An 18,087-nucleotide genomic window follows, 5' to 3' on the forward strand; every position below is an offset into this window, starting at 1 on the left:
CCGGCCCTCGACGCACGGAAACGAATCCGGCCCGACGAAATCGTCTCACCCGAATGTGCGGAGGGTCCGGGCATCCCCGGAAGCTCCCGCCCTCTGCCGCACACCAGCCGGGACAGCCGGCTCAGTCCGAGAGGACCCGGGCGCCGTGAACCGGGCCGGTCGCCCGGACCACTCGCACGCGGGCCGCGCTGAGCGCGATCTGCACGTCCAGCGCGTTGTCGAGATCCGCGGCGAGGAAGGCGACAGTGGGACCGGAACCCGACACGATCCCCGCGAGAGCGCCGTTCAGCTCGCCGAGTTCGAGCACCTCGGCGATGGACGGAGCCAGGTGGATGGCCGGGGCCTGCAAGTCGTTCGACAGCACCTCCGCGAGCATCGCCGCATCCCCCGCGCGAAGCGCCTGCAGCACCCCGGCGTCGACGCCGGGTGCGCGCTGCGCGGGCGGGATCTCACTCGCGTGCCGCTCACGGTGCCGATCGAGCTCGCTGTAGACAGTCGGTGTGCTGAGCTGGCCCTCCGCGAACGCGAGCACCCAGTGGAACTGGCCGGTCGCCAGCGCCGGGCTCAGCCGGTCACCGCGACCGGTGCCGATCGCGGTGCCGCCCACGAGCGCGAACGGGACATCCGCGCCGAGCCGCGCAGCCAGCGCGAGCAGCTCCTCCCGTCCGAGCTCGGTGCCCCACAGCGCATCACAGGCGACGAGAGTGGCCGCGGCGTCCGCCGAACCGCCGCCCATCCCCCCGGCGATCGGGACGCGCTTGTCGATCTCCAGGCGCACGCCACCAGTGAACCCGGTGCGCTTGGCGAGCAGTTTCGCGGCCTTGACAGCCAGATTCGTGCCGTCCGTCGGGAGCGCCGACGTGTCGACGCTGCCGCCGGCGAAGGTCACCGAGATGTCATCGGCGGGATACGCGCGCACATCCTCGTAGAGCGAGAGCGCCTGATAGGCGGTCGCGACATCGTGGTAGCCATCGTGGCGGAGCGGGCCGACGCGCATGAAGACATTGACCTTGCCGGGTGCGCGAACATGCACCGCATCCACATCCCACCGGGCGCCCACGTCGACCATGACTCAAACCTACACAGCTTCTCAGGGAGGCGAGGACGCCCCCGTGCTGGCGAGGGCCTCAGCGCGCAGCGAGCCGCACGAAGTCGGCGAGGGTGAGCTGTTCGCCGCGGCGTCTCGGGGCGACCCCGGCCGCCTCCAGCGCCGCGCCGGCTGCGGCAGGGTCGCCGTAGACGGGGGCGAGGGACTGGCGGAGGGTCTTCCTGCGCTGCTGGAACGCGGCGTCCACCAGGGCGAACGTCCGCTTCCGCAGCTCGTCGTCGCCCGGTTCGGTCGCGTGGCGCTCGAAACCGACCAGGATGGAGTCGACATTCGGAACCGGCCAGAAGATCTGCCGGCTGACCGTGCCCGCGGTGCGCCAGACGCCGTACCACGCGGCTTTGACGCTCGGGGCGCCGTAGACCTTCGAGCCCGGCCCGGCCGCGATACGCTGACCCACCTCCGCCTGAACCATGACGACACCGGAGCGCAGCGACGGGACACGCTCCAGCAGGTGCAGCAGCACGGGCACCGAGACGTTGTACGGGAGATTCGCGACGAGCCGGCCGGGCCGCTCCGGCAGCTCCGTCACCGCGAGCGCGTCGCTGTGGACGACGGTCAGCCGGCCCGCGGCCTCCGGCGCGAGCTGCGCGACGGTGAGCGGGAGCCGCTCGGCCAGGCGGCCATCGATCTCGACGGCGACGACGCGCGCTCCGGCCTCCAGGAGGCCGAGGGTGAGGGAGCCGAGGCCGGGCCCCACCTCGACCACGACCTCCCCCGCCTCGACGCCGGCGACGCGGACGATGCGGCGGACTGTGTTGGCATCGATGACGAAGTTCTGCCCGAGCCTCTTCGTCGGCGCCACACCGATCAGCTCGGCCAGGTCGCGGATCTCGGCGGGTCCGAGCAGTCGCAGCTCGTTCACGCGATGATCCCGATGGGCGTAGCGGGCGGCGGCGCGACCGGATCGCTGTCCCAGCGGCCGTAAACGAGCTCGGTGTTCGAGGCGATCTGGGCCGCGACCGTGGCGGTGTCGGCGCCGATCGTCTCCGCCATCGCGCGCACGGTGTGCGGGATGAGGTAGGGCGCGTTCGGCCGGCCGCGGAACGGCGCCGGCGTGAGATAGGGGGCGTCCGTCTCCACCATGATCAAATCCCGCGGAGCCGCGCGCAGAGCCGTGCGCAGATTCGGCGCGTTCTTGAACGTGACCGTGCCCGAGAAAGACATGTACCAGCCGTTCTCGGCGCAGAGGTTCGCGAGCTCGGCGTCCCCCGAGAAACAGTGGAAGACCGTGCGAGCGGGCGCACCGACACGTTTCAGGGTCGCGACGACGGCAGCGTGCGCGTCCCGGTCGTGGATCTGGAGGGCGAGGCCGTTCTGCTTGGCGATCTCGATGTGCGCCTCGAAGGCGGCGACCTGCGCGTCCCGGAGCGAGCCCGCCTCGGTGCGGAAGAAGTCGAGGCCCGTCTCCCCGACCGCCCGCACCCGCGGGCGGGTCGCGAGCTCCGCGATCGCGGCGAGGGCGTCGTCCAGCTCACCGCGCTCCGCGTAGTCGGGGGCGTCGTTGGGGTGGAGGGCGACAGCGGCGAGCATCCGGGGCTCGACGGCGGCCGTCTCGGCGGACCAGCGCGAGGTCTCCACATCCGTCCCGACCTGCACGACCCCGCGGACGCCGACGCTCGAGGCCCGGTCGAGGTGCTCGCGGTAGTCCAGCGGCTCCGTCCCGTCTGCGCCAGAGACGATCTCCAGGTGCGTGTGGTTGTCGTAGACCGGGACGACCAGCGCCTCGGGGAGCGGAGGGTAGGTGCTGCGGTCAGGGCCGTCGGCCGGGCCCCTCGGCCGGAGGAACGCCGGATCCGTCATGCTCCCAGCGCCGTGTCCGTCTCGATGCGGGGGAACAGCGCCTCAAGGCCGTTGACCGCGGTGCCGGCGGGGACCTGTCCCCAGTCCCCTGCGCTGCGGAGCCGTTGCGCATCCAGGCCGCCCAGCTCGCCCTCCACACCCAGCGCGGTCCACAGTGCCGCCGTCGCCTTCGGAATGACCGGCGAGAGCAGCACGGCGAGCGCGCGCAGGCCCTCCACCGCCGTGTAGAGCACGGTCTGGAGCCGCTCGCGCTTCGCCTCGTCCTTGGCGAGCGCCCACGGCTCCTGCTCGGTGATGTACCCGTTGAGCTGGTCGACGATCGTCCAGACAGCGGCGATGCCATCGTGGATGGCGAGGCGCGCCATCGCGGCATCGGCGTCAGCGGCGGCCTGCGCGACGACGCGCTGAACCTCGAGATCGGCCTCCCGGAACTCGCCGGCGGCCGGGACCTCGCCACCGAAATAGCGCATGACCATCGCGACGACGCGCGAGGCGAGGTTGCCGAAGCCGTTGGCCAGCTCGGCCTGGTAACGGGCCGACAGGTCCTCCCAGCTGAACGAGCCGTCCTGACCGAAGTTGATGGCACGCAGGAAGTAGTAGCGGAACGCGTCCGAGCCGAAGGTGTCCGTGATCTGCGTCGGCGCGATGCCGGTCAGCTTCGACTTCGACATCTTCTCGCCGCCGACGAGCAGCCAGCCGTGCCCGAACACGCGGTGCGGCACCTCCAGACCCGCCGCGAGCAGCATCGCCGGCCAGATGACGGCGTGGAAGCGCAGGATATCCTTGCCGACCAGGTGCGTCGCCGGCCAGCGCCGCTCGAACGCCTCCTCGTCTTGCCCGTAGCCAACCGCAGTGATGTAGTTGAGCAACGCATCGAACCACACATAGACGACGTGGGACTCGTCCCACGGCACCTTGATGCCCCAGTCGAAGCTCGACCGCGAGATGGACAGGTCGGACAGTCCCTGCCGCACGAAGCTGACCACCTCATTGCGGGCCGACTCCGGCTGCACGAAGTCCGGCCGCTCCTCATAGAGCGCCAGCAGCTTCTCGGCGAAGTCGCTCATCCGGAAGAAGTAGTTCTTCTCCTGCAGCAGTTCCAGCGGCTTCGAGTGGATGGCGCAGACTTTCTGGTCCGCATACTCCCCCGTGCCGTCGACGATCTCGCTCTGCGGCTTGAACTCCTCGCAACCGACGCAGTAGAGCGCCTCGTACTCACCGGCGTAGATGAAGCCGTCGTCGTAGAGCTTCTGCAAGAACTTCTGCACGTTCTTCTCGTGCCGTTCGTCGGTGGTGCGGATGAAATCGTCATTCGCGATGTCCACGGTCGTCAGCAGAGGCAGCCACTCGTCCCGGACCAGCCGGTCGGCCCACTCCTTCGGCGTGGTCCCGTTCGCGGTCGCGGTGCGCAGGATCTTCTGCCCGTGCTCATCGGTCCCCGTCAGCAGCCAGGTGTCGTCGCCCGCCTGGCGGCGCCAGCGCGCGAGCACGTCCGCGGCGACCTCCGTGTAGGCGTGCCCGATGTGCGGGACATCGTTCACGTAGAAGATCGGCGTGGTGATGTAGAACGAAGAGCCGTCGGACATGCTGACTATCCTACGGTCGCCCCGCCCCCTACCATCCCGGCCCCTGTCGCCCCGGCCATCGCTTCCTCGCTCATTCACGGGACACGCCGGGAGCGGGCAAACGTCCGGCAGGATTCGGCGACGATTCGAATCGGCCCGGTCGTCAGGTCTCGACGCCAGCGCTCACTCGGCGCGCCGTGGGCGGAGCGCGCAGAAGCTCCGCTTTCAGTCTGTCTCCGATTCCAGCACGCTCTGCCAATACACGGTCACGGAGCCATTCGGCCCGGGGATCTCCGATGAGCCTTCCACGGGAGTGGTGGACGTGGTGGTCGGGATCGTCACAATCCCCTGTGCGATGTGCGCATTCGCAAAGATGTAGTTGTAGCCCCAAATGTCGACGGAAACCCTCACATTATTCTCCCTGTCCGGGTACAGGTAGAAGAAGTATGGGGGTGTCGACAACCAGATCGGGCTCCCGCGCCGCACTTGAGAAGCCTCCGCGGCATAGCGTCCGAAAAGCCAGTAGGGAGAGATCGTCCCAGAACCCCAGATATTCTGCTTGAAGTCACCCCTGATCGAGCCATAGATCTTCGCAGGGTCGTCGTCCGAATTCGTCAGCGTGACACCGTACAGTCCGACCCGGGACCAGTGTGCGAGCTTGAGATAGGCCACCTCGACGAAGCGGCCATCGTCACCGTTGATTTTGACCTTGTTGAATCCATAGGGCGCGTTCGATGTGTCGATCGTTCCGTACGCGATATGCGTGTCGGAGATGAAGACCGGTTGCCAGTTTTCCCACAGGTCTACCTTGATCGTGGCGCTCACGTCTTGCACGCCATTCGAGGTGAAGGGCACCTGGTCGTATTGCAAGGCGACCGCGTTGTATTCGGACGCGGAGAACCGCGTCGAGGTCGCCCCGGAGCGGTTCCCGGCGACGGTGACGCTCCCGTAGAGATCCACCTTGCTCTCGGACCCCGAGTGCGGCACATGGAGGTGACCCACGTAGACGAGAGGTCTCGACACGGTCGCATGCCGGTCCGTCGGTGCGGCGTGCGCTGCGGAACCGGTAGCCGTGGTCGACGCCGTGACGAGCGCGGCTACGAGCGCGACGCGGGCGATTCCCTTCGGGAGGACGCTGAAAAACGAGAGCACATCATCTCCTGGATTCTCTGAGCGGCCCAGCCGGGTCTGGCGCTCCGCGGTGCGCTCGGGGGCTCTCACTGGGGCGGGCTCTCGAACGCGGATCGGTCAAGCCTGAGCCACGCGCGCGGATCCGAGTGCCGGACGAGGGGATGATGAGTGACGGTCCCGTACCGCTGTGGCCTTCGCATCGTTGGCGTCCGGGGCGGGGCTGCCGGCGATTCGCCAGCGCCGCGATCGCACAAAAAAGCATGCAAATAATGACTGGCCATTGAGATAATTCATGTAATACCACCTCCGGATCGTGCTGCTATACGGCAGCACGATCGACACGAGAGGTAAATCCCCCAAATGCGAAGATGTCTCCTTCATTTTCTTGTTGTGGCGTCGGTGACGGCGCCCGTTTTAGCCACCGGACTCGTAGCCCCGGCCGCGGTCGCGGCAGATGCGCATCAGTACAAGGTTACTCCCGTGGCTCCCGTCGGCCAGCGAGTCAAGGGCGCGAAGTCCAAATCAGGTCAGCTTGCGCAGAGCGATGGAGCGATTGTGAATCTCACCGACGCTGCGGTCATCCCGGCGATGGTCAAAGTCGACGTGGACCCGGTGGCTTCCTACACCGGTGGCGTGAAGGGACTCGCCGCGACGAGCCCGGAGATCACAGGGAAGAAGCTTTCCCTCTCAGACCCAGCGGTCAAGGCGTATCTCAGATACGTCGATGAGAAGATCGCGGCCGCGACGGCCGCGATCCACAAGGCGATACCATCGGTGTCCATTTTGTCCACCTATAGGGTCGCGTACGGCGGCCTTGTCGTCAAAGTTCCCGCGCGTGACGCGAAGGCACTGCTCTCGGTGCCGGGGGTCGCTGCGGTGCAGAACAATGCACTGCAAAGCTGCCCACAGCGATGACGGATGCCCCCGCACCGTCCGGGCCCTCCGGCGCGGGGGCCAACGCACCCGTACCTCCCGGGCCCTCCCGTGCGGCAACGAGCGCGCGACTGGCCACGGGCAAAGAATCGCAGCTCAGCGACGAATCCTCCACCTTCATCGGTGCCGCTGCCGCGTGGCCCTCTCTCGGCGGACGCGATAGGGCCGGCGCCGGGGTGATCGTGGGCGACATCGACACGGGTATCTGGCCCGAGAATCCGATGCTCGCCGACCGCGGGCTTCCCGCGCCGGCCGGCGGTCCCTGGAAGTGCGAATTCGGCGACGGCGGCGATGCGGCGTTCTCGTGCAACCACAAACTGGTGGGGGGCGTACGCCTTCCTCGACGGCTACCGTACGATGTACCCGGTCGGGGCGCAGGATTACTGTTCGGCGACCGCATGCTCCGCACGCGATTCGGAGGGCCACGGCACCCACACGACGACGACCGCCGTCGGCGACTATGTCCAGGACGCCCCGCTGCTCGGCACAAATCGGGGACCGGTGAGTGGCGTCGCTCCCGGCGCTTCGGTCATCGCTTACCGGGCACTCGGTCCGAACGGTGGTATCGCCTCTGACATTGTGGCCGCTGTGCAGCAGGCCATCCTCGATGGCGTCGACGTCATCAACTATTCCGTGGGCGGCGACAACACGACGTATCTGAGCCCCGTCGGCCTTGCCTTCCTCGATGCGTATGCGGCAGGCATATCCGTGAACGCCGCTGCTGGCAACTCGGGACCGGATGCGTCGACTGTCGGCAACATGAGTCCGTGGATGACGAGCGTCGGAGCGTCGACCCTGGACAAAAAGGTACACCTCGACGGTGACCCTGACCGCTGCCGACGGCGCCTCTTACCACAAGGCGGGTGTGACGCTCACGCAGGGTGTCACGCCGAGTCCGGTAGTTCTGGCCTCCGCGGTTTCGGGCTATGAGGGGGGCGCAGAATGCACCGCCCCCTTCGCCGCGGGGACGCTGACGGGCAAAGTCGTCGCCTGCGAAAGAGGCGAGAACGACCGGGAGGACAAGGGCGCGAACGCCCTGCAGGGCGGTGCGGCCGAGATGATCCTCTACAACCCGGTCACCAGCGATACGGAAGCCGACAGCCAGCCGCTCCCCGCGATCCACCTCGATGGGCCGAACGACGACCTGGTCTCCTTCCTCAAGGCGCACCCCGATGGTTCGGCCGCCGGGGTGTTCCAGCGCGGGGCGGGATCGATCCGCGCGAACAGGGCGCTGTCGCCGACGCTCACGATCAGCGAGACGGCCGCGAAGTTCGCCACCGGTTTGACCGATCGGCTCAGCCGCATCAACCTGAACCTCCCGAGCGTCTCCGTCGACCCGCTCCCCGGTGCGGCCGTGGTCAAGCGCACCGTGACGAATGTGACGAGTTCGCGGCAGTCTTTCGCGGTGACGACACGTGGCGGAAACGGCCTCTCCATCGGGGTGTACCCGTCGTGGTTCTCGCTCAGCGCGGGAAAGAGCCGCGAACTGACGGTGACGCTCAACGGCCTGGAGGCCAAGAACGGCTGGCACGAGGGCCAGATCACGATCACGCCTTACGGGAGAGGAACGCCGGTCGTGCTTCCGGTGGCCGCCAACAAAGGCGACGCGGCGATCGCCTTGACCCAGAGCTGCGCTCCGGCGGAGATCGAGTTCGGCGCGACAACGACCTGCACCGTCTCGGCGAAAAACCAGATGCCGGTCGATGTGGATTCCCACGTCAAAACCTTCGCGAGTCCGTTCCTCCCGCTGAACAACGTCACCGCCCCGGCGAAGCGATCCTTCATGGGAGCCGATTGGAGTGGGACGCTCTCCGGTGCCAAGCCTGCGACGATTGACTCCTTCGCACCCGAAACCCTGAGCGAATGGCCGGGAGACTTCGACAGTCTCGCGAGCTACGGCGCACCGCCAAAGCCCGACTACGGGGACGGCGGTGGCTGGAACTATACCGTCCCCGCCTTCAAATACGGTGGAGAGACCTACACCTCACTTAATGTGATGAGCGACGATTATATCATCGTGGGATATCTGGATAAGGATTTCATACCGCCCCAGTACCCCAGTGACATCAACGGCAAAGCGCCGAACAACGCGATTGCGGCGTTCTGGACAGATATGGACCCGTCATCGCCTCGGCTCGCTGAGAACGCAGGTATCCGCATCGCAATACTTACAAACAACAGAACTGACGTCTCGTGGCTCATCATGGAGTGGGACAGAATACCGACCGCCGACGAGACGGGCGCGAACACCTTCCAATTGTGGCTGCGTCTCGGCGACACCGAAGGGCAAAGGGTGTTCTACCAGGGGAAGCCGCAGGCCAACGCCACCGGCGGATCGTTCACCGTCGCGGAGAACCGCGACGGCACGAGCGGGAAGGCCGTCGATGTCGTTGACCCGGCGTTGACTTACGCGATCCACACCAGTCCTCCGCAGGCCGGCGGCGCTGTCACCTTCGACTACACGCTGCGCGGGTTCTTCCCCGGCACCTGGCCGACGCTCGCAACGCTGCCGTCCTCTGCGCTCAACACCTATCCGGGGGTGCAGACCAAAATAACCGTGAGCCCCTGGTGGGCGCGCGACATTCCGAGAAGAAGGCCGTTCTAGCCGATGAGGCCGTCTCATCGATCTAAAACCGTTCTCACTCGATTAAGGGGTACAGGCTGGCCCTCCACCCCGGCAGCCTCCGCGAAAGCAGGGTCAGGGTTTGCGGGGAAGAGCGGCCTGGTAGAGGTCGCGACGGCCGAGGCCGGTGGCCTCGGCGACCTCGGCGGCGGCGTCTTTGAGGCGCATCCCGCCGGCGACCAGGGCGAGCACCTGTGCGAGCGCGGCCTCCGGGTCCGCCAGGGAGGCGGGCGCCCCGGCGACGACCACCGCGATCTCGCCGCGGACCCCCTCATGAGCCCACTCCGCCAGCTCGCCGAGCGTGCCGCGACGCACCTCTTCGTAGAGTTTCGTCAGTTCGCGGCAGACGACCGCACGCCGATCGGGTCCGAAGCCGATCGCCATACCGGTGAGAGAAGCGGCGAGCCGGTTGGGCGACTCGAAGAACACCATCGTCCGCGATTCGGCCGCCAGCGCGCGAAAGGCGGCGGCCCGCTCCCCCGGCTTCCGCGGCGGGAAGCCCTCGAAGGCGAAGCGGTCGGTCGGCAACCCGGAGACGGCGAGCGCGGTCAGCACGGCCGAGGGGCCGGGAAGGGCGGTCACGGCGACGCCCGCCGCCACAGCGGCGGAGACGAGCGGGAAACCGGGGTCGGAGACGGTCGGCGTCCCCGCGTCGGAGAGGACGACGACGTCCCGGTCCCGCGCCAGCTCGACCAGTTCGGCTGCCCGGTCGCGCTCGTTGTGCTCGTGAAGCGGGACGAGGCGCGGACGGCCCGTGACGCCGAGCCCGGCGAGGAGGCGCTGGGCGACACGGGTGTCCTCGGCGGCGACGATGGTGGCGGCGGCGAGGGTCTCGACCAGGCGAACCGAGGCGTCGCCGAGATTGCCGATCGGGGTCGCAGCGAGGATGATCATAAGGTTCAGTCTGTCAGGATGAGGCGATGACCTCGTCTTCGCCCGTCGACGCCGCACCGACAGCACCCGCCGGTGCGGCCGGGCATCGCGCCGAGCGCACCGGCAGCCGCCTGGACGACTGGGCGGCGCGCGTGCTATGCACGGCTGCGCGGCTGCGCGTCTGGCACTGGGGCACACCGGTCGCGGTGACGCTGCTCGCCGCCGTGCTGCGGCTGTGGAACCTGGGATGGCCCCACACGCTCGTGTTCGACGAGACCTTCTACGTGAAGGACTCGTGGACGCTGTGGCACCTAGGCTACGAGGGCAGCTGGCCCCAGAAAGCGGACTCGTCGTTCGCCGCGGGCGATGTGAATGTGTTCAGCTCGAATCCGTCGTTCGTCACCCACCCCCCGCTCGGGAAGTGGATCATCGGGCTCGGGATGGCCGCGACCGGCGCCGGGAACTCGTTCGGCTGGCGGGTGTCGACGGCGATCGTCGGCGTCCTGGCCGTGCTGGTCGTGTTCCTGATCGCGCGGAAGTTGTTCGCGTCGACCGCCGTGGCGGCCATCGCCGGGTTCCTGTTCGCGATCGATGGGCACGCGATCGTCATGAGCCGGGTGGCGCTGCTCGACAGCTCGGTGATGCTTCTGGCGCTGCTCGCGTTCGGCTGTGTGCTCCTCGACCGCGACGCGCATGCGACGCGGCTGGCCGCGCGGGTGGCGGCGGCGCGGGAGGCGGGAAAGGACCCGGCCTGGGGACCGGTACTCTGGTGGCGGCCGTGGCTGCTCGCGGCCGGTGTCCTGACCGGGCTGTGCGCGGGCGTGAAGTGGACGGGCTTCTACTTCCTCGCGTTCTTCGCCGTGTACACGGTGCTGGTGGACATCGTGGCGCGCCGCCGCGAGAGGCTCGCGTTCTCCGCATCGGGCGGCCTCCTCAAGCAGGCCCCGGCGACGTTCGCGCTCATGGTGCCGATCGCGTTCGCCTCCTACCTCGCCACCTGGACGGGCTTGCTGGTCACCAGCGGCGGCGTCTACCGCGGCTGGGCACAGTCGGTGCATGCGCAGTGGGCGGACGGGCTCTCCTGGGTTCCGCTGTGGTTCCAGAACCTCTGGCACTACCAGAAGGAGATGTACAACTACAGCATCAACCTGCACACACCGCATCCGTACCAGTCGAACCCGCTGACGTGGACGCTCATGATCCGCCCGACGAGCATGTACTACATCGGCGATCCGCAGGGCCAGGGGGGCTGCACGGCCCCGGGCGGCTGCTCCGAGGCGATCACCTCGCTCGGCAACCCGCTGATCTGGTGGGCGGCGACCGCGGCGCTGCTCTACCTGGCCTACCGCCTGGTCCGGTTTCGCGAGTGGCAGGTCGGGTTGATCCTGACCGGCTTCGCGGCCGGCTACGTGCCGTGGCTGATCTACATCAACCGCACGATCTTCACCTTCTACTCGATTGCGTTCGAACCGTACCTGATCCTCGGGCTGGCGGCCGTGGCGGCCCTTGTGGTCGGGAAGCGCACAGACCCCGAGCGCCGGCGCCGGCGCGGGATCGCGTGGACGGCCGCGTTTCTCGTAGCCGCGACAGCGATCAGCGTCTTCTTCTGGCCGCTCTGGACCGGGCAGCAGGTGCCTTTCTGGTTCTGGCAGGCGCATATGTGGCTGCCGAGCTGGGTCTGACCCGGGATGGCGTCTGCGACGTCCCCCTGCCGCAGGCCACGACCGATGGAGCTGGCGTCGCGGTGCTCGCGCTCGGGCGGGGCGGTGGAGGCCGGGGGCGCTCCGTGCGCCCGCTTCGGGGTCGACCAGTGCGCCAGCTTCAACCCGATGACGCAGCCGACGAGCCCGGCGATGAGCAGCAGCTTCACGACCGACAGCCCCTCCCCGCCGGACACCATCGCGACGAGCCGTCGGCGTAGCCGGGCGTCAGCGCGGTCTCGCTGACCGGGCCGGGAGACGGCGGCACGGCGAACACGCCCAGTTTCAGATTCGGGTTCTGCGCGGTGAAGAAGCCCAGCTCGAACGAGCCGCCGGGGTACATCCCGGCCTGGCCGGCGAGAAAGAGCGATTGGGCGTCGGTGTAGCTGACGCCCACAACATCCTTCGGCAGGTCGTCCTGCAGCGAGGCGACGGTCTGGATGCCCTTCACGTAGGCCGGGTCTTGGAACGTCGTCGCGCCGGAAACAACCTCCTTCTGAAACGCGCTGCCGCCGTAGACCGCCGCAGCGAGCGTGTCATGCAGGATGGGCAGGGTCCAGGTGTCCTTGCCGCCGACGGCCATCGGTGTGACGCCGTTCTGCTTGAGTGTGGCGTCGACGCGCACGAATTCGTCCCAGGTCGTCGGCGCCGAGAGCTTGTGCTTGGCGAAGATGTCCTTGTTGTAGAACGTCTGGAGCGTCTGCATCGCGAACGGGACACCGTAGACCTTGCCGTCCTGTTTTCCCGTCGCGCCCGCGAGCGCGGCCTCGTCGATGTCTTTCAGTCCCGCGATTTTGCCGTCGAGGGCAACGAGGTTGCCGCCGTCCACATAGGGCTGCAGCTTGCCGTAGGCCTGCACCTGAGCGATGTCGGGGCCGCCGCTGCCGGTCAGGCCGGTGGTGAGCACCTGCGGATACTCGGTGTTCTTGAACGCCGAGAATTTCACGGTGACCCCGGGATGCCGCTTCTCGTACTCGGCGAAGATCCTGGTGTAGGCGGCCTTGTCCTCGGGACGCCACGACCAGACGGCGAGCGTGACGTCGCCGCTTTCCTCCGCGCTGGTGGAGCCGGACCCCGGTGCGCAGCCGGCCAGCCCGAGAGCGAGAGCGGCCACGGTGCTGAGTTTTCTCTTCACTGAGATCTCCTTCGATGGGTGGTGAAACGGTATGGGTCAGGCGTGCAGCGCGGCGACGGCGTCGCGGACCGAGCCGGAGGCGGCGGCGAGCGCCACGGCCGCGCGGTCGGCGTCGGCGCCGGTCAGCAGCGCGACAATCGCGGCCTTGAGATCGCCGCCGGCCGCGGCCAGCAGCGCCTCGGCCTCGTCCTCGGGTGCGCCGGCCTCGCCCAGGATGCGGAGGGTGCGCTAGCGGAGCTTGGCATTGGTCGCGACGACGGAGACCATGAGGTTGGAGTAGGTGCGTCCGAGCGCGATCATGAGCGCCGTCGAGAAGCCGGAGAGGATCGTCTTCTGCGCGGTGCCCGCGCCCAGCCGCGTCGAACCGGTAAGCACCTCGGGACCGGTCTCGACCGCGATCAGGATGTCGGCGAGGCCGGCCAGCGCGGCGTCGGGGGTGCTCGTGACGAGCGCTGTGAACGCTCCACGCTCGCGGGCGCGGCGGAGGGCGCCGCCCACATAGGGCGTGCTGCCGGAGGCGGTGACGCCGATCGCGACATCGTCCGGGCCGAGGAGGTCGGCATCCCGCTCGCCGTCGGCCACGAAGTCTTCGGAGTCTTCGACGGCGACCGTCAGCGCGCGCTCGCCACCCGCGATGTGGGCGGTGACGATGCCGGGCTCCAGATGGAACGTCGGCAGCAGTTCGGCGGCGTCGAGCACCGCGAGGCGGCCCGGGGTACCCTCACCGAAGTAGTGGACCACACCGCCGCGGCGCACCCGCGGGGCCGCCTGGTCCACGAGGTCGGCCACCCGCGGCAGTGCCTCGGCCACCGCCTCCATCGCCCGCCGGTCGTGCGCGTTGAGGAGACGGAGCCGCTCGAGCGTGCTCAGTTCGTCGAGCCCTGTGGAGTCCGGGCTGCGGAGTTCGGTCGGCGGGAGCCGGTGGCTGGCGGTGGCTGCGGGGATGGTCATGCGCCGATCCTGGCCTAAATATCCATAGAGTTCAAGCCAAAGAAATATCCTTTACACGGCCGCGACGCGGATGGTCAATACAAGCATTAAGGCAGAATCGTGCGGGAGCAATCGGCAGGAGGTCCGGGATGAGCGAAGACGCGGTGGCGAGGATCGCCCAGGCGCGACCGGGGCTACGGCCCTCCGAACAGCGGGTGGCGGACGCCATCCTGGCCGACCCCGCTTCGATCGTCGACCTGCCGATCACCGAACTGGCCGAGCGCTGCTCCACCTCGGTGGCGACGGTCGTGCGCTTCTGCCAGGCGGCCGGGTATGCGGGGTGCGGCGAACTCCGGCTGGAACTGGCCTCGACCCGCGGCCGCGAAGAAGTCTCGCTCGGCCGCTTCGGCGTCTCGGACGGCGAGATCGAAGCGGACGACGACGCGCATGACGTGCTCGCGAAGGTCGCCTACCACGAGGCCCACGCCATCGAGTCGACAGCGTCGTCCGTCGACACCACCACACTGGATGCCGTGGCCGGCGCGATCGCGAAAGCCGACCGGGTGGACATCTACGGTGTCGGCTCCAGCGCCCTCGCCGCCATCGACCTGCAGCAGAAACTGCACCGCATCGGTCTCGTCTCCTTTTACAACAGCGACATCCACCTCGCCCTGACCAGCGGCGCGCTGCTCACCGGCCGTTCGGTGTCGGTCGGATTCTCGCACTCGGGTCTCAGCGTGGAGACCGTCGATAGCCTCTCGACGGCACGCCTCGCCGGAGGCGGCGACCGTGGCGGTGACGAACTTCCCGGCCTCGCTGATCGCCGAGCAGGCCGACCATGTGCTGGTGACCAGCGCCTCGGAGACCCGCTACCGGCCGGGCGCGATGTCCAGCCGGATCGCACAGCTCGCGGTGGTCGACTTCCTCTTCGTGCGCCTGGTGCAGCGGCTCCACGGCCGGACGCTGCCCCCGCTGCAGCTCACCTACGACGCGGTGCAGACGCACCGGCTGCCGCCGACCCGGCATCGGGCCGGCTGAGTCTTCGCTGAGTCGCAGAGGAGCGGCGCCGCAGCGGACGTAGACTCCGATCATGAGCCTGATGGATATCCCGTTCCGCACCATCGACGGCGAACCCACTTCCCTCGCGGCTTTCGCGGGCAAGGTCATCCTCGTCGTCAACGTCGCCTCCCGCTGCGGGCTCGCCCCGCAGTACGAGAAGCTCGAAGGCTTGCAGAAGACCTACGGCGACCGCGGCTTCACCGTGATCGGATTCCCGAGCAACCAGTTCCTGCAGGAGCTGAACAGCACGGACGCGATCAAGGAATACTGCTCGACCACCTGGGGCGTCACTTTCCCGATGATGGAGAAAGTGAAGCTGAACGGCCGCTCGGCGCACCCGCTCTACGCAGAGCTGACCACCTACCCCGACGCCGCTGGCAAGGCGGGGAAGGTGAAGTGGAATTTCGAGAAGTTCATGATCACCCCCGGCGGCGCGGTGCATCGGTTCCGCCCGACGACCGAGCCGGACGCTCCCGAGATCATCGGGCTCATCGAGCAGGCGCTGCCGACGGCGGTGTGACCCGGAACCGGAAGCGCGCCGGATCAGGCCCGCCGGAACCACCGGCCGCCGACGCGCTCGGTGAGCTGCCAGCGGCCCACCTCCGCGCACCGCTGGACACCGGCCACGGTGTGCTCGGCGATGCGGAGCGCTTCCTCGGCCCCGTCCGCCAGAAAGCGGACGGTGAGGCGGGCTTCGCCCGCCACGGCGTCCACGCCGGTGGCCTCGACCACGGTGAGTTCGGCCGCCGCCTCCGCCGCCGCGGTCTCGACGCTCTGGGCAGCGACTCCGGGACGCAGCCGGCCGACGGAGACGATCACGCGAAACGAAGGCACACGGGAAGCCTACGGGGCCTCCCCTCTCCCCGGGAGTGGGCGACACAAGCCGCCGCGTTCCACCGCCGCGAGAGCGACTGAGCCGCCGCACCTCACCGGGGCCGCCGCTGAGACGACAATGGACCCATGACTGGCGCCACACTGCTCACGATCGCTGCGCCCGACGCAGCCACAGCCACGGGCGGCCCCGGCTACGCCGTCGCCGACTTCGCCGCCCCGCAGGTCAGGATCACCGACCTCGCCGTGACCCGCGGCGACGGAGTCTTCGAGACCATCGCCGTGATCGACGGCCGCCCGCAGTCGCTGGGCCCGCATCTGATCCGTCTGGCGCACTCCGCCGCGCTGCTCGACCTCCCCGCGCCCGCCGAGCGCCGCTGGCACGAGGCCGTTCTCGCTGGGGTCGCCGACTACCGCGAGCGCAACGGCGCGGAGCGCGAGTTGTACGCGAAGCTCATCTACACGCGCGGCGTCGAGGGCGAGGGGCGGCCGAGCGGGTGGGTACTCGTCGACCGGGGCGAGGATTTCACCCAGCAACGCCTCGGAATCCGTGTCGTCACTCTCGACCGCGGGCTTCGTCACGACGTGGCCGAGACCTCGCCGTGGCTGCTCGCGGGTGCGAAGACGCTCTCGTACGCCGTCAACCGCGCCGCCCAGCGCGAGGCCGTCCGACGCGGAGCGGACGACGCGATCTTTCTCAGCTCGGACGGCTACGCGCTGGAGGGCCCCACCTCGAATCTCCTCCTGCTCACGGGGGGTGCCGTGGTCACCCCGCAAACAGATCAAGGCATCCTCGCGGGGACCACCCAGGCGGCGGCGTTCGCGTTCTTCGAGGAGCGCGGGCAGAAGACGGAATACCGCCGCATCAGTGTCAAGGAGCTTTTCGCCGCTGATGCACTTTGGCTGGTGTCCAGCGTGCGGCAAGCGGCCCCGATCACACAAATCAACGGAAAAAAATATCCTGTCGACGCCGTTCTCACCGCCAATCTCAACAAGTATTTGTTGGAAAGAACCTACTGAACACCAACTATTCATCTTTCGGTAGACCCCTCGTTACGCCCCGATTCGCGATGGCCCGTCTCCCGGCCTAGGCTGTACCCACCCAGTCCGGCTCCGCAGCCGGAGCCATCCGCGAGCGGGGGGAGGCCATACCGTGACCGACGAGGTTCCACGCAGTGTCGAAGTGCTGCGCCAGCAGGCGCGGGACGAACTCGCCTCGCTCATCGAACAGCGCTGCCGGGCCGGCGAAGACCCGTGGCAGTTCATCCCGGACATGCCGAGCGTGGATGAGCAGGTCGTCATCGCCCTGCGCGCCGGGGCGCTCGAAGACATCGACCTCGGCGAGGAGCGGTCGCGGGCGCACCGCCCCGCGACCGGCCGGACGACCTTCGAACGTTTCAAGTACAGTCTGCTGCGACAGATCGCACTGGAGCATCCGGAGCTGAGCGAAGCGGTCTGGGGGATGCTCGACAAGCTCGAGCGCGCGTAACAGTCCGCCCCCGCGACGGCCGTTGACGCCGATAGACTGGAAGGTTTATGCCCTCCCCCGCCGCTCTCCCCCGCATCGTCTTCCCGCCGGAGCTGCCCGTCAGCCAGAAGCGGGAGGACATCGCGCGCGCGATCCGGGAGAACCAGGTCGTGATCGTCGCGGGCGAGACCAGTTCGGGCAAGACGACACAGCTGCCGAAGATCTGCCTGGAACTTGGGCGGGAGTCCATCGGCCACACGCAGCCACGGCGGAGGCGCGCTGGCCGGAGGCGCCGCGGGCATCGGCGATGATCTCGGAGTAAGGACTGAGGTTGCCCGAGACGGCTTCCAGAGAAAGCGCCGCCGCGCGGTCGGCGGCAACGGCCACCGCCTCCACGTCCGCCACGAGCAGCGCGCCGACGCCGACGCCGACGCTGTACGCGTTGCCGCTGATCGCGGCGAGCGCTTCGTGGTGGGCCAGTTCCACGGGGGTCAGGCCCGCGGCGGCGAGCGCGTCGGAAGCGAAGGCATCCGGCAGCACCCGGCCCTCCCCCGTCACCACCGCAGCCACCTCCGCGAGCGCGGTGAGATCGGCCGCGCCAACGGAGCCCCGGGAAGGGATGAGCAGGGTCACCCGCGCGTTCAGAAGCGCCGCATACGCCCGCGCCAGCTCCACCCGGACCCCCGCCCCGCGTGAACCCGGCGAGCCAGGCGGCCACGACCGCCCGCGCTTCGAGGGCGGGCAGTGCCGCGCCGATGCCGCCGCGGTGGTTCGCGATGGTCCGCCGCTGGAAGGTCGCGAACTCGGCCGGAGCGACCGCTTCGTCCCGGCCGGCGCCGAGACGCCGATTCAGACCGTAGACCGCTTCTCCCACGGCGATCGCACGCTCGACGACGGCCCGGGAGGCGGCGAGCGTCGCCACAGCGTCCGC

General features: G+C 68.6%; 17 protein-coding genes and 3 pseudogenes. 10 read left to right on the forward strand and 10 right to left on the reverse strand.

The features are described from left to right. Positions 1-121: 121 nt before the first annotated feature. The 5 genes from LXX_RS08605 to LXX_RS08625 form a co-directional block, all read right to left on the reverse strand. Complete coding sequence (locus LXX_RS08605; protein WP_041767648.1) at positions 122-1,069, reverse strand: 4-(cytidine 5'-diphospho)-2-C-methyl-D-erythritol kinase; 948 nt, start codon at positions 1,067-1,069, stop codon at positions 122-124. Positions 1,070-1,127: 58 nt separating this feature from the next. After that, positions 1,128-1,970: a 16S rRNA (adenine(1518)-N(6)/adenine(1519)-N(6))-dimethyltransferase RsmA gene (gene rsmA / locus LXX_RS08610; RefSeq protein ID WP_011186493.1), complete on the reverse strand. Its 843-nt coding sequence runs from the start codon at positions 1,968-1,970 to the stop codon at positions 1,128-1,130. Then, positions 1,967-2,908 carry a TatD family hydrolase gene (locus tag LXX_RS08615; RefSeq protein WP_011186494.1) on the reverse strand — a complete coding sequence of 314 codons (942 nt, stop codon included), beginning with the start codon at positions 2,906-2,908 and terminating at the stop codon, positions 1,967-1,969. Before LXX_RS08615 ends, rsmA begins: the two co-directional genes overlap by 4 nt. Next, complete coding sequence (gene metG, locus LXX_RS08620; protein WP_011186495.1) at positions 2,905-4,494, reverse strand: methionine--tRNA ligase; 1,590 nt, start codon at positions 4,492-4,494, stop codon at positions 2,905-2,907. The genes LXX_RS08615 and metG overlap by 4 nt, the downstream gene beginning before the upstream one ends. A gap of 204 nt (positions 4,495-4,698) precedes the next feature. After that, positions 4,699-5,625 (reverse strand): hypothetical protein, encoded by a 927-nt coding sequence (locus LXX_RS08625; RefSeq protein WP_011186496.1) that lies wholly within the window; start codon positions 5,623-5,625, stop codon positions 4,699-4,701. 459 nt (positions 5,626-6,084) lie between these two features. On the opposite strand from LXX_RS08625, the gene LXX_RS08630 reads away from it, so the two are divergent. From LXX_RS08630 to LXX_RS08635, 3 genes are all read left to right on the forward strand, one after another. After that, positions 6,085-6,519: a hypothetical protein gene (locus LXX_RS08630; RefSeq protein ID WP_141692764.1), complete on the forward strand. Its 435-nt coding sequence runs from the start codon at positions 6,085-6,087 to the stop codon at positions 6,517-6,519. 309 nt (positions 6,520-6,828) lie between these two features. Beyond that, positions 6,829-7,467, forward strand: coding sequence for a S8 family serine peptidase (locus tag LXX_RS13695; RefSeq protein ID WP_081423135.1), 639 nt, complete (start codon positions 6,829-6,831; stop codon positions 7,465-7,467). Then, positions 7,358-9,142, forward strand: coding sequence for a PA domain-containing protein (locus tag LXX_RS08635; protein ID WP_041767650.1), 1,785 nt, complete (start codon positions 7,358-7,360; stop codon positions 9,140-9,142). Before LXX_RS13695 ends, LXX_RS08635 begins: the two co-directional genes overlap by 110 nt. A 93-nt stretch (positions 9,143-9,235) precedes the next feature. On the opposite strand, the gene rsmI is transcribed toward LXX_RS08635, so the two are convergent. Then, the gene (gene rsmI, locus LXX_RS08640; protein ID WP_011186497.1) at positions 9,236-10,054 is read right to left on the reverse strand and encodes a 16S rRNA (cytidine(1402)-2'-O)-methyltransferase; all 819 of its coding nucleotides are present in this window, start codon (positions 10,052-10,054) and stop codon (positions 9,236-9,238) included. Between the two features lie 26 nt (positions 10,055-10,080). Between rsmI and LXX_RS08645 the strand changes: the two genes are divergently transcribed. Then, the gene (locus LXX_RS08645; protein ID WP_011186498.1) at positions 10,081-11,715 is read left to right on the forward strand and encodes a dolichyl-phosphate-mannose--protein mannosyltransferase; all 1,635 of its coding nucleotides are present in this window, start codon (positions 10,081-10,083) and stop codon (positions 11,713-11,715) included. A 184-nt stretch (positions 11,716-11,899) separates the two neighbouring features. Here the strand turns inward: LXX_RS08645 and LXX_RS08650 are convergent, their stop codons facing one another. Together LXX_RS08650 and LXX_RS08655 are read right to left on the reverse strand one after the other, a co-directional pair. Next, positions 11,900-12,868: an ABC transporter substrate-binding protein gene (locus LXX_RS08650; RefSeq protein WP_011186499.1), complete on the reverse strand. Its 969-nt coding sequence runs from the start codon at positions 12,866-12,868 to the stop codon at positions 11,900-11,902. A 228-nt stretch (positions 12,869-13,096) separates the two neighbouring features. Next, on the reverse strand, positions 13,097-13,819 hold the full coding sequence (locus tag LXX_RS08655; protein WP_011186500.1) for an N-acetylmuramic acid 6-phosphate etherase: 723 nt from the start codon (positions 13,817-13,819) through the stop codon (positions 13,097-13,099). A 128-nt stretch (positions 13,820-13,947) separates the two neighbouring features. Here LXX_RS08655 and LXX_RS16825 point away from each other — a divergent pair. From LXX_RS16825 to LXX_RS08665, 3 genes and pseudogenes are all read left to right on the forward strand, one after another. Then, positions 13,948-14,109, forward strand: a pseudogene (locus tag LXX_RS16825) (RpiR family transcriptional regulator); the annotation flags it as partial. 529 nt (positions 14,110-14,638) lie between these two features. After that, positions 14,639-14,836 carry a hypothetical protein gene (locus LXX_RS16830; protein WP_370558476.1) on the forward strand — a complete coding sequence of 66 codons (198 nt, stop codon included), beginning with the start codon at positions 14,639-14,641 and terminating at the stop codon, positions 14,834-14,836. 52 nt (positions 14,837-14,888) lie between these two features. Next, on the forward strand, positions 14,889-15,377 hold the full coding sequence (locus tag LXX_RS08665; protein WP_011186501.1) for a glutathione peroxidase: 489 nt from the start codon (positions 14,889-14,891) through the stop codon (positions 15,375-15,377). Between the two features lie 23 nt (positions 15,378-15,400). On the opposite strand, the gene LXX_RS08670 is transcribed toward LXX_RS08665, so the two are convergent. Then, positions 15,401-15,691, reverse strand: a complete 291-nt coding sequence (locus LXX_RS08670; protein ID WP_041767651.1) for a hypothetical protein — start codon at positions 15,689-15,691, stop codon at positions 15,401-15,403. A 126-nt stretch (positions 15,692-15,817) separates the two neighbouring features. On the opposite strand from LXX_RS08670, the gene LXX_RS08675 reads away from it, so the two are divergent. From LXX_RS08675 to LXX_RS16835, 3 genes and pseudogenes are all read left to right on the forward strand, one after another. Then, entirely contained in the window at positions 15,818-16,708 is an 891-nt protein-coding gene (locus LXX_RS08675) for an aminodeoxychorismate lyase (protein ID WP_011186502.1), read from the forward strand. Positions 16,709-16,841: 133 nt separating this feature from the next. Continuing rightward, on the forward strand, positions 16,842-17,177 hold the full coding sequence (locus tag LXX_RS08680) for a hypothetical protein (protein WP_011186503.1): 336 nt from the start codon (positions 16,842-16,844) through the stop codon (positions 17,175-17,177). Positions 17,178-17,224: 47 nt separating this feature from the next. Beyond that, positions 17,225-17,437, forward strand: a pseudogene (locus tag LXX_RS16835) (hypothetical protein); the annotation flags it as partial. 46 nt (positions 17,438-17,483) lie between these two features. Here LXX_RS16835 and LXX_RS12745 read toward each other — a convergent pair. After that, positions 17,484-18,078, reverse strand: a pseudogene (locus LXX_RS12745) (aromatic amino acid lyase); the annotation flags it as partial. Positions 18,079-18,087: the final 9 nt, after the last annotated feature.

Origin of the sequence: Leifsonia xyli subsp. xyli str. CTCB07 (genome assembly GCF_000007665.1) — a bacterium.
Lineage (GTDB): Bacteria > Actinomycetota > Actinomycetes > Actinomycetales > Microbacteriaceae > Leifsonia > Leifsonia xyli_C.